The sequence below is a fragment of the Actinosynnema sp. NPDC050436 genome, from assembly GCF_040655415.1.
Classification (GTDB): domain Bacteria; phylum Actinomycetota; class Actinomycetes; order Mycobacteriales; family Pseudonocardiaceae; genus Actinosynnema.
In genome coordinates, this window is the sequence record NZ_JBFAJV010000025.1 from 1 (window position 1) to 11,449 (window position 11,449).

14 protein-coding genes are annotated in these 11,449 nt (G+C 71.2%); 6 read left to right on the top strand and 8 right to left on the bottom strand.

The annotated features are described in order from the left end of the window. Positions 1-207 precede the first annotated feature (207 nt). Entirely contained in the window at positions 208-837 is a 630-nt protein-coding gene (locus tag AB0I60_RS35540; protein WP_360738118.1) for a DUF3043 domain-containing protein, read from the bottom strand. Between the two features lie 51 nt (positions 838-888). Between AB0I60_RS35540 and AB0I60_RS35545 the strand changes: the two genes are divergently transcribed. Both AB0I60_RS35545 and AB0I60_RS35550 read left to right on the top strand, forming a co-directional pair. Then, positions 889-1,911: a glycerate kinase gene (locus AB0I60_RS35545; RefSeq protein ID WP_360738120.1), complete on the top strand. Its 1,023-nt coding sequence runs from the start codon at positions 889-891 to the stop codon at positions 1,909-1,911. Between the two features lie 89 nt (positions 1,912-2,000). Further along, positions 2,001-2,375: an iron-sulfur cluster assembly accessory protein gene (locus AB0I60_RS35550; RefSeq protein ID WP_360738122.1), complete on the top strand. Its 375-nt coding sequence runs from the start codon at positions 2,001-2,003 to the stop codon at positions 2,373-2,375. A gap of 60 nt (positions 2,376-2,435) precedes the next feature. On the opposite strand, the gene AB0I60_RS35555 is transcribed toward AB0I60_RS35550, so the two are convergent. Both AB0I60_RS35555 and AB0I60_RS35560 read right to left on the bottom strand, forming a co-directional pair. Next, positions 2,436-2,606 (bottom strand): hypothetical protein, encoded by a 171-nt coding sequence (locus AB0I60_RS35555; protein ID WP_360738125.1) that lies wholly within the window; start codon positions 2,604-2,606, stop codon positions 2,436-2,438. 77 nt (positions 2,607-2,683) lie between these two features. After that, positions 2,684-3,868: an MFS transporter gene (locus tag AB0I60_RS35560; protein ID WP_360738127.1), complete on the bottom strand. Its 1,185-nt coding sequence runs from the start codon at positions 3,866-3,868 to the stop codon at positions 2,684-2,686. Positions 3,869-3,971: 103 nt separating this feature from the next. On the opposite strand from AB0I60_RS35560, the gene AB0I60_RS35565 reads away from it, so the two are divergent. Continuing rightward, positions 3,972-4,391 carry a MerR family transcriptional regulator gene (locus AB0I60_RS35565; protein ID WP_360738129.1) on the top strand — a complete coding sequence of 140 codons (420 nt, stop codon included), beginning with the start codon at positions 3,972-3,974 and terminating at the stop codon, positions 4,389-4,391. Between the two features lie 52 nt (positions 4,392-4,443). On the opposite strand, the gene asnB is transcribed toward AB0I60_RS35565, so the two are convergent. Next, positions 4,444-6,372: an asparagine synthase (glutamine-hydrolyzing) gene (gene asnB, locus AB0I60_RS35570; protein WP_360738131.1), complete on the bottom strand. Its 1,929-nt coding sequence runs from the start codon at positions 6,370-6,372 to the stop codon at positions 4,444-4,446. 191 nt (positions 6,373-6,563) lie between these two features. Between asnB and AB0I60_RS35575 the strand changes: the two genes are divergently transcribed. Continuing rightward, positions 6,564-7,517, top strand: coding sequence for a cytochrome c oxidase subunit II (locus tag AB0I60_RS35575; RefSeq protein WP_360738135.1), 954 nt, complete (start codon positions 6,564-6,566; stop codon positions 7,515-7,517). 12 nt (positions 7,518-7,529) lie between these two features. After that, on the top strand, positions 7,530-7,946 hold the full coding sequence (locus AB0I60_RS35580) for a cytochrome c oxidase subunit 4 (RefSeq protein WP_360738137.1): 417 nt from the start codon (positions 7,530-7,532) through the stop codon (positions 7,944-7,946). 57 nt (positions 7,947-8,003) lie between these two features. Here AB0I60_RS35580 and AB0I60_RS35585 read toward each other — a convergent pair whose 3' ends face one another. The 4 genes from AB0I60_RS35585 to AB0I60_RS35600 form a co-directional block, all read right to left on the bottom strand. Then, positions 8,004-8,678: a lysophospholipid acyltransferase family protein gene (locus AB0I60_RS35585; RefSeq protein WP_360738140.1), complete on the bottom strand. Its 675-nt coding sequence runs from the start codon at positions 8,676-8,678 to the stop codon at positions 8,004-8,006. 114 nt (positions 8,679-8,792) lie between these two features. After that, entirely contained in the window at positions 8,793-9,854 is a 1,062-nt protein-coding gene (gene trpD / locus AB0I60_RS35590; RefSeq protein WP_360738142.1) for an anthranilate phosphoribosyltransferase, read from the bottom strand. After that, entirely contained in the window at positions 9,851-10,261 is a 411-nt protein-coding gene (locus tag AB0I60_RS35595; RefSeq protein WP_360738145.1) for a hypothetical protein, read from the bottom strand. Before AB0I60_RS35595 ends, trpD begins: the two co-directional genes overlap by 4 nt. Positions 10,262-10,316: 55 nt before the next feature. After that, positions 10,317-10,715 (bottom strand): hypothetical protein, encoded by a 399-nt coding sequence (locus AB0I60_RS35600; RefSeq protein WP_360738147.1) that lies wholly within the window; start codon positions 10,713-10,715, stop codon positions 10,317-10,319. Between the two features lie 83 nt (positions 10,716-10,798). On the opposite strand from AB0I60_RS35600, the gene AB0I60_RS35605 reads away from it, so the two are divergent. After that, positions 10,799-11,407 carry a heme-copper oxidase subunit III gene (locus AB0I60_RS35605; protein WP_360738150.1) on the top strand — a complete coding sequence of 203 codons (609 nt, stop codon included), beginning with the start codon at positions 10,799-10,801 and terminating at the stop codon, positions 11,405-11,407. The last annotated feature ends 42 nt before the right edge of the window (positions 11,408-11,449 follow it).

The following is an 11,449-nucleotide window of genomic DNA, read 5'->3' on the forward strand; positions in this document are numbered from 1 at the left end:
TCATCCCCGTGTGGCCCGGTCGGAGACAACCACCCTTGAGTGGGTAGTGCAAGCGAAGGGCGTGCTTGCACTACCCACTCAAGCGCGGTTCGCTGGCGCGCGGGCCACACGGGGATGACACGACTTGGTGGGTGGAGTGCGCGCGGCGCAGGCGTGGCGCAGGCGTGGCGCAGGCGTGGGGTTGTGGGTGTGAGGGTGCCGAGGGGGTTAGATCTTTTCGCCGTAGGTGACGCGGGGCTTGGGGACGCGCAGGCGGCGGAGTTGGCTGGCTCGGATGAAGGAGTACCAGCCGATCGAGAGGCCCCGGGTGGTGTCGGTGGGGAACTTCGCCCGCACCCGCTTCGTGACCATCCGGCCCAGGACGAAGCCTTCCACGACCATCGCCAGCAGCATGAACGTGGTGAGCAGGGTCGCGTACTGCTGGATCGCCGGCTGGGGGACCAGGAGGGCGACGAAGACCAGGATCGCCAGGGGCATGAACAGGCCCATGAGGTTGCGGCGGGAGTCGACCAGGTCTCGGATGTACGCCTTGACCGGGCCCCGGTCGCGGGGGAGCAGGTACTTGTCCTCGCCGGCCATCATGCGCTGGCGGCGTTCGACCGAGGCTGCTCGGCGCTCTTCCTTGCTCTGCTTGTTGCCGCGCATCCGCTTGAGCGCCTCGCGCTGGGTGCGGGGCGGGGGCGGGACCGGGCCCCTGCGCTTGCCCTGGGCCTCGCGGCGCTTGGGGGTGGGCTTGCCCTTCGCCGGGGTGCGCGCCGGGTCGGCGGCCGTCACCTCCGCCGGGGTCTCTTCGGCGGTCTGGGCGGCTTCGTCGGCGTTGCGGCGCAGGAACCTCACTCCCCAAGAGTAGGAGATGGGCGTGATGGGGGGTTACGTACCCTTCGCGAGGTGCGCGTTGTCATCGCTCCGGACTGCTTCGGCGGGACCCTGACCGCTCGGGAGGCCGCCGAGGCGATTGCCGACGGGTGGCGGTCGGCTGCGCCCGGGGACGAGTTGGTGCTCCGGCCGCTGGCCGATGGCGGGCCGGGGTTCGTCGACGTCCTGCACGGTGCACTGGGTGGTGTGGTGCGCACGTCCGTCGTGGCCGGGCCGCGCGGGGAGCCCGTCTCCGCCCGGTGGTTGGTGGCCGACGACGGGACGGCGTACGTGGAGTCCGCGCAGGCGTGCGGGTTGCACCTGGTCCCGGAGGACGAACGGGCGTCGACCGTCGAGTCCGCCTCCACGCGCGGGGTGGGGGAGTTGGTGGCGGCTGCGGACGCGCTCGGGTGTCACACGGTCGTCGTCGGGCTGGGTGGTTCCGCCACCACGGACGGTGGTGCCGGGTTGTTGTCCGTGGTGCCTTCGGTCTCCGCACGGCTCGTCGCGGCTTCCGATGTCGAGAACCCGTTGCTGGGGCCCCACGGGGCGGCTGCGACGTTCGGGCCGCAGAAGGGGGCGTCACCGGAGGTCGTGGAGCGGTTGGAGGCTCGTCTCGCGTCGATGGCGGTGCTGGAGCCGGTGCGGGACCTGCCGGGTGCGGGTGCGGCCGGCGGGTTGGGTGCGGCGCTGATGGCGTTGGGCGCGTCGGTGGTCTCCGGGGCCGGGCTGGTCCGGTCTGCGACGCGGTTGGACCCGGCGTTGGACGTGGCCGACCTCGCGGTGTCCGGCGAGGGCAGCTTCGACTGGCAGTCGCTGCGCGGGAAGCTGGTCACGGCGGTGGCGGGTGGTGCGGCCGAGCGGGGGATCCCGTGCCTGGTCCTGGCCGGTCAGGTGAGCGTCGGGCGGCGCGAGGCGGGCGCGGCGGGTGTCCAGGAGTCGTACTCGGTCGCCGAGCACGCCGGGTCGGTGGAGAGGTCGGTGGGCGACCCGGCGGGCACCCTGTCGGCGCTCGCGGCGGACGTGGCGAGGCAGTGGTCACACTCCCGCCCCTGACGACTGTGCGACCATGGGGTAAGGAACAAAGCGGGTGCCGCCCGTGTTTCCAGGGACAGATGCCCGCAAAGGACCTCTGAGGGAGAGCTATGACGACCGCTCAGGACGCAGACACCCCGACTCCTGACGCACCGCCCACCCACGGCGTGACGCTGACCGACTCGGCGGCCGTGAAGGCGAAGGCGCTGCTCGACCAGGAGGGCCGCGACGACATGCACCTGCGCATCGCCGTCCAGCCCGGCGGTTGCGCGGGCCTGCGCTACCAGCTGTTCTTCGACGAGCGCACGCTCGACGGCGACGCGCTGCGCGACTTCGGCGGGCTCAAGGTCGCGGTCGACCGGATGAGCGCCCCGTACGTCGAGGGTGCGGTGATCGACTTCGTGGACACGATCGAGAAGCAGGGCTTCACGATCGACAACCCCAACGCGGGCGGTTCGTGCGCCTGTGGCGACTCGTTCCACTGAGTCGGTCGGACTTGCGAACGGCCCCCGCCTCGGCGGGGGCCGTTCGCGTTGCGGGGGGAGTCAGACGTAGGTGTCCAGGTCTGCCACCTGGGCCGCGCAGTCGTCGGTCACCTGCCACGGGGTGGCCGGGCGGGGTGCCGGCGGGGTGGTCGCGCGCCCGCGCAGCTCCTCGGGCAGGGCGGCGCAGTCGTCGATCAACTCGTCCAGCGTGTCCGCTTCGGTGTTCCTCACCCCAGGCACGTTATGCGGAGTTCGTCCCGGCGGACACCCCTACCGGGCGGTAGCCGCCCGGCGGGGGTTGTCGCTGGTCACGCGTGTGCGTAGGGGGTGCCGGCGGGATCGGTGGCCGGCGCGGCCCCCCGGCGCGCGAGCCGGGCCACGACCAGGGCCACGACCACGCCCAGGACCGTCGGGACGGCGCCGACGGCGGCGATCCACTGGAACCCGAAACCACCCGCGATCACCGCGCCGCCGATCAGCGGACCGAGGGCGGCTGCGACGTTGAACGCCGAGATGTTGACCGACGCGACCAGTCCCGCCGCCGAACCCGCCTGGCCCATCAGGAACGTGTGCAGCAGGGGGCCGGAGGCGAACGCCGTCGCGCCGAGCACGAAGACCGCGACCACCGCCGTCACCTTGGTCTCCAGCAGGAACCCCTGGGCCAGCAGCAGCACGGTGAGCCCGGCCAGGGGGATCGGCAGGACCTTGGCGGTGGAACCGGGCGGGACGCGGCCCGCGATCGAGCTGCCGACCATCGTGCCCACGCCGTAGACGAGCAGGACGCCGGTCACCCACGCCGGGCTGAAGCCGGTGACGTCGCGCAGCGCCGGGGCCACGTAGGTGAACGCGGTGATCATGCCGGTGAACGACAGCACGGTGGTGAGCAGGCCGAGCAGCACGGTCCGCTTGCCGAACGCGAACAGGCTCGCCCGCACGCCCGGGTCGGGCTGGTGCTCGACCTCCGGGGCGCCCAGGACGACGCCGACCAGACCGACCAGGGTGAGGGCGGCGACCAGCGCGAAGGACGCCCGCCAGCCGTAGTGCTGGCCGACGAGGGTGCCGACCGGGATGCCGAGGACGGTGGACAGCGCGACGCCGTTGACCACCTTGGCGATGGCCGCCGTCTGCTTCTCCGGCGGCGCGGCGGCCACCGCGACCTGGGAGGCGACCGCGAAGAACAGGCCCTGGGACAGCGCCGCGACGACGCGGGCGGCCATCAGGGTGGGGTAGTCGCCGGCCAGCGCGCAGGCCGTGGCGGCCAGCAGCGCGAGCACCATGACGGCGACCAGCAGGGACCGGCGCGGCAGGCGGCCGGTCAGGACGGTGAGGACGGGGCCGCCGACCGCGACGGACACCGCGTAGGCGGTGACCAGCAGGCCCGCCGTGGGCAGGGCCACGTCGAGGTCGGAGGCGACCTCGGGCAGCACGCCGACGACGATGAACTCGGAGGTTCCGACGGCGAACGCGCACAACATCAGGACGAGGGCGATCACCCGGACGACGCTAAAGTGTGACACTGACGTCAGGGTCAAGCTTGGGTGATCGACCGCTCTTTCGGCACCCGGCGGGAATACGTGCTGCGGGGGGTTGGTGCGGGTGCGGATCGGCGAGTTGAGCGAGCGGACCGGGGCGACGGTGCGGATGCTGCGGTACTACGACCAGCAGGGGCTGTTGCGGCCCCGGCGCACCGAGTCGCGCTACCGGGTCTACGACGAGTCCGACGTGGAGCGGGTGCGCAGCGTGCGGTGCCTGATCTCGTCCGGGTTGAACGTGCGGCTGGTGCGGCTGGTGCTGGCGCACGCGTTCGACGAGCAGATCGACCTGCCGCAGGACGAGGCGGGGTGCGTCCCGCTGCTGGAGATGCTCCAGGACGAGCTGTCGGCGGTGGAGCAGCGGATCGGGTCCCTGGAGCGCAGCAAGGCGCACCTGGCCCGCCTGGTGGCCGACGTCGGGGTGATCATGACGACCAAGCGGGCGGCGCGGGCGGAGGGCGAGCGGTCGGCGCACGCGGGGTGACGACGGCGGAAGCCCCCGGCGGGTGCCGGGGGCTTCCGGTGGTTCGCGCCGGTCAGAGCTTGACCGGGTAGTGCGGCTCGGGGACCACCGGGCGGATGCGGCCCTCGATGAAGATGCCGTGCCAGAGCATGAACACCAGCAGCGCCCAGATCCGGCGGCTGTTGTCGGCCACGCCCGAGCGGTGCTCCTCGATGACCCGCAGGACCGCCGTCTTGTCGATGTACTGGTCGGTCTGCGACTGCCGGACGATGTCCACCGCCCAGTCGTGCATCTCGTCCTTCAGCCAGTGCCGGATCGGCACCGGGAAGCCCAGCTTGCGGCGGTTGAGCACGTGCGCGGGGACGATGTCGCGGATCGCCCGGCGCAGGGCGTGCTTGGTCGTCTCCTTGGTGAGCTTCAGCTCGGAGGGCACCTGCGACGCGATCCGGAACACCTCGGGGTCCAGGAACGGGACGCGCAGCTCCAGCGAGTTCGCCATCGTCATCTTGTCGGCCTTGACCAGGATGTCGCCGCGCAGCCAGGTGAACAGGTCGACGTGCTGCATCCGGGTCACCGGGTCCCACTGCTGGGACTCGCGGTACGGCTTGGCCGTCACGTCCTGGTGGGACACGTTCGGGTCGTAGGTGCGCAGCACCTGCTTGAGCTGGTCGTCCAGGAAGATCCGGGCGTTGCCGTAGTAGCGCTCCTCCAGGGTCAGCGCGCCCCGCCGCAGCAGGTCCTTGCCGCGCACGCCCTGCGGGATCTTGGTCGACACCCGGCCCATGGCCTTGCGCAGCGCGCCCGGCACCTTCTCGAACGGGGCCAGCGACAGCGGCTCGCGGTAGATCGTGTACCCGCCGAACAGCTCGTCCGCGCCCTCGCCGGACAGCACGACCTTCACGTGCTCGCGCGCCTCGCGGGCGATGAACCACAGCGGCACCAGCGCCGGGTCGGCCACCGGGTCGTCCAGGTACCAGGTGATCAGCGGCAGGGCGTCCATCATCTCCTGCGCGGTCACCGCGCGCACCACGTGCTTGACCCCGATCGCGGCGGCGGACTCGGCCGCCACGTCGATCTCCGAGTAGCCGGAGCGCTCGAAGCCCGTGGTGAACGTGATCAGGTCCGGGTTGTGCTCCTTGGCCAGCGCCGCGACCACGGTCGAGTCGATGCCGCCGGACAGGAACGAGCCGACCGTGACGTCCGCGCGCATGTGCTTGGCGACCGAGTCGCGCAGCGCGGCGGTGATCTCGTCGTAGAGGCGGTTCTCGTCGGCCGGGCCGTGCACCGCGCGCGGCCGGAAGGTGGCCGGGAAGTAGCGCTCGGCGACCACCTGGCCGCCCGGCTGCACGGTGAACGACGTGCCCGACTCGACCCGGTGCACCTGCCCGTGCAGCGACTCCGGCTCGGGCACGTACTGGAGGATCAGGTAGTGCTGGAGGGCCTTGCGGTCCAGCTCCGGGCGGATGCCCAGGGTCGGCGCCAGCTCCAGGACGGACTTCTTCTCGCTGGAGAACGCCACGCCGCCGGGGCCGGACGCGTAGTACAGCGGCTTGATGCCGAAGGGGTCCCGCGCGCCGAAGACGACCTTGCGCTCGGAGTCCCAGATGAGGAACGCGAACATCCCTCGCAGCTTGGCGACGGCGGCGGGGCCCCAGTAGTGGTAGGCCGCCACGATCGTCTCGGTGTCACCGTCCGTGGCGAACACCGCGCCGAACTGCTTGGTCAGCTCCGCGCGCAGCTCCAGGTAGTTGTAGATCTCGCCGTTGAAGTTGATGGTGTACCGGCCGGGCAGCTCCGGCGGGCCCCAGTGCAACGGCTGGTGCGAGTGCTCGATGTCGATGATGGCCAGGCGGTTGAAGCCGAACACGACCTCGCCGCCCTGCCAGGTGCCCGTTTCGTCAGGGCCGCGGTGCCGCTGGCAGCGCATGGCGGCCGCCACCGCAGAGCGCGAGTGGTGCGCTTCGTTCTCGCCAGGGCAAACCAGTCCAACCAGGCCGCACACGCCGTCGCACCTTTCGTGGGGTGTGGAGAAGGTTCCAGTATGCCGGGACCCCTTTGTGTGACCGAAACTGCACCGTGCGGGTGTGGCCCCCGAGGGGTGGTTGCACGTCGGCTGGGCTACGCTCCCGCATGATCCGGCGAGGGCTGAAGTCCGCCCTTGCCTGCGAGCTTTCAACGAGGAGGCGGCGAGCAGTGGGCCTGAAGGAGGGCACCAGGGCAGCGCGGCTGGCGAAGGTCGCCGGGCTGGTCGGCCTGGTCGGCGTCGGGGCCACGGGTTGCTCCACGGAAGAGGTGTTGCGCTTCGGCTGGCCGGTCGGCGTGACGGAGCAGGCCCAGCGGATGCAGGAGCTGTGGACCTGGTCGGTCGTCGCCGCGCTCGCCGTCGGCGTGATCGTGTGGGGCCTGATCCTCTGGTCGGTGGCCTTCCACCGCAAGAAGAGCGAGGAACTGCCCCGCCAGGTGGCCTACAACCTGCCGCTGGAACTCGTCCTCATCGTCGTGCCGACGATCATCGTCGCCGTCCTCTTCTACTTCACCGCGGTCACGCAGAACTTCGTCACGAACAAGACCGGCAAGGCCGACGTGACGGTCGACGTGGTCGCGTTCCAGTGGAACTGGGAGTTCAAGTACCCCCAGTACAAGATCCCCGGTGCCGAGCCCGTCGGTGGCAAGGAGCCGGTGGTGAGCACCGTCGGCTCGTCCGGCGAGGTGCCGCTGATGGTGCTGCCGCAGGGCAAGCGGGTGCTGTTCAACCTGGAGTCCGCGGACGTCATCCACTCGTTCTACGTGCCGGAGTTCCACTTCAAGCGGGACGTCTTCCCGCAGCCGAAGAAGAACAACCAGGACAGCTCGTTCGAGATCAGCGGGATCGACCGGACCGGGTCGCTGGTCGGCCGGTGCGCGGAGCTGTGCGGCGTCTACCACGCGGTGATGAACTTCGAGGTCCGCGTGCTGGAGCCGGCCGACTTCGACCGGTACATGGACCTCCGCCAGGAGAAGAACCCGAAGACCGGGCAGCTCTACACGGCGGCCGAGGCGCTGACCGAGATGAACTGCGGCGAGCTGTGCACCCCCTACGCCGTCACGACCAAGCCCTTCGACACCGACCGGACCGTGCGCGAGGCGTCGTCCGGCGGCGGTCGGTAGGAGGGATCTGCGATGAAGATCGAAGCGCGCATTTTCGACCTGGTGATGGCGTTCTCGTTCCTGGTGGCCGTGGTGTACGGCTACTGGACCTGGGCCGACACCGGGCACGTCGAGCCGACCGGCACGGTCGCCCTGGCGCTGACCGGCGGGCTGGCGCTGATCGTGGGCACCTACTTCCGGTTCGTCGCCCGGCGGATCGAGGTCCGGCCCGAGGACAACGCCGACGCCGAGGTCTCCGACGGTGCCGGTGAGCTGGGCTTCTTCAGCCCGGGGTCGTACTGGCCGATCGGCCTCGCGGCGGCGGCGGCGCTGGCCGCCGTGGCGCTCGCGTTCTGGTTCGTCTGGCTGCTGGTGATCGCGGTCGTGGTGCTGCTGGTGATGGTCGGCGGGCTGGTGTTCGAGTACCACACCGGGCCCAACCACGACTGAGCCCGGCAACCGGCTCCCGGGGCCGCCTCCCTTCGCGGGAGGCGGCCCCGTTCGCGTCTAGGCGGCCTGGTCGGTGGTGCCGGCCTGGTAGCGGTCCACGTAGTCCTGGCCGGACAGGTCGAGGATGCGGTAGACGATCTCGTCGGTGACCGAGCGCAGGACCGGCAGGGACTCGTGCATCCCGGCGTACCGGGAGAAGTCGAGGGGCTTGCCGAAGCGGATGGTCACCGGGCGGATGCGAGGCAGTTTCGCGTCCACCGGCTGGACCTGGTCGGTGCCGACCAGCCCGACCGGCACGACCGGCGCGCCGGACTCCAGCGCCATCCGGGCCACCCCGGTCCGGCCCCGGTGCAGGCGGCCGTCGAGCGAGCGGGTGCCCTCCGGGTAGATGGCGAAGGCCCCGCCGGCGGCCAGGATCGCGGCTGCGGTGTCCAGCGAGGCCCGCGCCGCCCTCCCGATGCCCCGGCGCACCGGCACGTGGCCCAGCGAGCCGAAGAAGTACCGGGAAAGGGCGCCCCGGACGCCCGTGCCCTCGAAGTACTCGGCCTTCGCCAGGAACGACACCCGGCGGGGGACCACCATCGGGATCACGATGCTGTCGATGAACGACAGGTGGTTCGGCGCGAGGATCACCGGACCCGTCGTGGGGATGTTCTCCAGGCCCTCGACCTTCGGCCGCCACACCAGCCTCGCGGTGGGGGCCACCACCCGCTTCATCACCGTGTAGAGCATGGGAACAGCATCCACCCTCGACATTACCCGGTAGTAAAAAGGTGGCTGAAACCTCAGCGCCGGGTGGGTGCCGGTCGCGGGCCCGGTCGGGGTCGACCGGGCCGTGCGACGGGGTCAGGACTCGGCGTGCTCCGCCTTCAGCTCGGTGGACCGGGCCGCCCACCGGCGCAGCAGGTCGGCCGCCCGGCCCGAGTCGACCGCCTCGGCTGCCCGGCCGATGGCCGCCGCCAGGTCGGCGTGCAGGTCGTCGCCCAGGCCCGTGTGGGCGGCGATCGCCCCTGCGGCGTTGAGCAGGACCGCGTCGCGCACCGCGCCCGGCTTGCCGCCGACCAGGTCGCGCACCACCTCGGCGTTGAACGCCGCGTCGCCGCCGCGCAGGTCGTCGGGCAGGGCCGGGGCGATGCCCAGGGCCGACGGGGTGATGCGGTCGTCCCGCACCTGCCCGTCCTGGGCCACCCAGACGGTGGTGGTCGTCGTGGTGGTGATCTCGTCCAGGCCGTCGTCGCCACGCACCACCAGGGCAGTGTTGCCGCGCCGCGCGAAGACGCCGGCGATCAGCGGTGCCGCCGCTGCGCGCGCGCAGCCGATGAGGCCGACCTTGGGCAACGCCGGGTTGGTCAGCGGGCCCAGCAGGTTGAACGACGTCGGGATGCCCAGTTCACGGCGGGGTGCCAGGGTGTAGCGGAACGCCGGGTGGAAGACCGGCGCGAAGCAGAAACCGACCCCGAGTTCCGCCACCGTCGCCTGCACGCCGGCCGGGGGCAGGTCGATCGCCACGCCCAGGGCCTCCAGGACGTCCGCCGTGCCGCACTGGGAGCTCGCCGCGCGGTTGCCGTGCTTCACGATCGGGACGCCGGCCGCCGCCGTGACGATCGCGGCCATGGTGGAGATGTTCACCGAGTGCGAGTTGTCGCCGCCGGTGCCGACGATGTCGGCCGCGCGGCCCTCCACGGTGAACCGGCGCGCGTGCCGGAGCATCGCGTTCGCCAGGCCGTCGACCTCCTCGGGCGTCTCGCCCTTGGCCCGCAGCGCCACCGCGAAGCCGCCGACCTGGGCGGTGGTGGCGGCGCCGGACATGATCTGGTCCATCGCCCAGGAGGTGTCCTCCTCGGACAGGTCCACCCGGTCGATGAGCTGGTTGAGCAGTAACGGCCAGGTGCGCTCCACCGGGCTCACCCCCGCACCGAGGGCACGGACGTCGAGCGCAGGACCTCGGCCACGGTCTCGGCGGCGGCCAGCGGGTCGAGCGGGTGGACCAGCACGGCGTCCGCCTGCGACCAGGTCGCCAGCCACCGGTCGTCCTTGCGGCGGACCGCCACCACGATCGGGGGACAGTCGGTGATCTCGTTCTTGAGCTGGCGGGACAGGCCCATGCCGCCGGTGGGCTGCGCCTCGCCGTCGAGGATGGCCAGGTCGACGCCGCCGTTGTCCATCTCGTAGAGCACGTCCGCGATCGTGCCCAGCTCCAGGTACTCCACCCGGCCGAGGTCGGGGGCCGGCCTGCGGCCCACCGCAGTGATGATCGTCTCACGCACCTCGGGGCGGTGGCTGAACACCAGGATCTTGGTCGTCTGCGTGCTCATCTGCGTGATCCTCCGGCGGGTCGGGTGCCAGGTTGTGTGATGTTATCGGGCTCGCCTATGCGGACCCTTGCGGGACCTGGAGAGCGTCCCAACCGATCCAGTCGCCGCCCAGCCGCTGGGCCAGGCTCGCCATCCGCGCCCGCTCCTGCGAACACGACAGGGCGGTCAGCACCTGCACCCGGCGGGCGTGCGCGACCGGGCCCGGGGTGAGCGTCCACCCGTCCTGCGCGAGCAGCTCCCGCGCGCGTTCTACCTGGTCAGGCGGCAGGGTGAGGTGGTGGCGCAGCACGGCGGGCGCGTCCGGGCGCAACGCGGGCGACCGGGCCAGCACGGCCGAGTCGGCCTCGGCGAGGTCGAACGCCTCGGCGACCACGACCAGCCCCGGCGAGTCGATCGCGGGCGCGGGTTCGCCCCCGCGCCCCCACCGTTCGCGCAACCGGCGCAACAACCCCATGACGACCTCACCGCCTGTGTGACCCGGATGACCGGCCGGACTGCTCCGGACCCGATGGGCGGAGCGAAAACCTGCAAGCAATAATGCGTCGTGTGACAACGGCAGCGCCCTCCATCGGCCAGCGCGTGCACTCGCTGAACCGCCCGAACATGGTCAGCGTCGGCACGATCGTCTGGCTGTCCAGTGAGCTCATGTTCTTCGCGGGGCTCTTCGCCATGTTCTTCACGGTGAAGGCCCAGAACGAGGGGCACTGGCCCCCGGCACCGACGCACCTGAACGTGCCTTACGCACTGTTCTTCACGATCATCCTCGTGGCCTCGTCGTTCACGTGCCAGTGGGGCGTGTTCGCCGCCGAGCGGGGTGACGTCTTCGGCCTGCGGCGCTGGTACCTCGTGACGCTGATCATGGGTGCGATCTTCGTCGGCGGTCAGGCGGGCGAGTACGTGACGCTCGTCAAGGAGGGGACCACCATCCCCGACTCGGCCTACGGCACCGTCTTCTTCCTCACGACCGGCTTCCACGGCCTGCACGTGATCGGCGGTCTGATCGCGTTCGGCTACCTGCTGGTCCGCACGAAGCTGAGCAAGTTCACGCCGGCCCAGGCGACCTCGGCGATCGTCGTGTCGTACTACTGGCACTTCGTCGACGTCGTCTGGATCGGCCTGTTCGCCGTCATCTACATCGTGCCCTGACGACCAGCACGAACCCCGAACTCACACCAGCAAGGGTTGCCG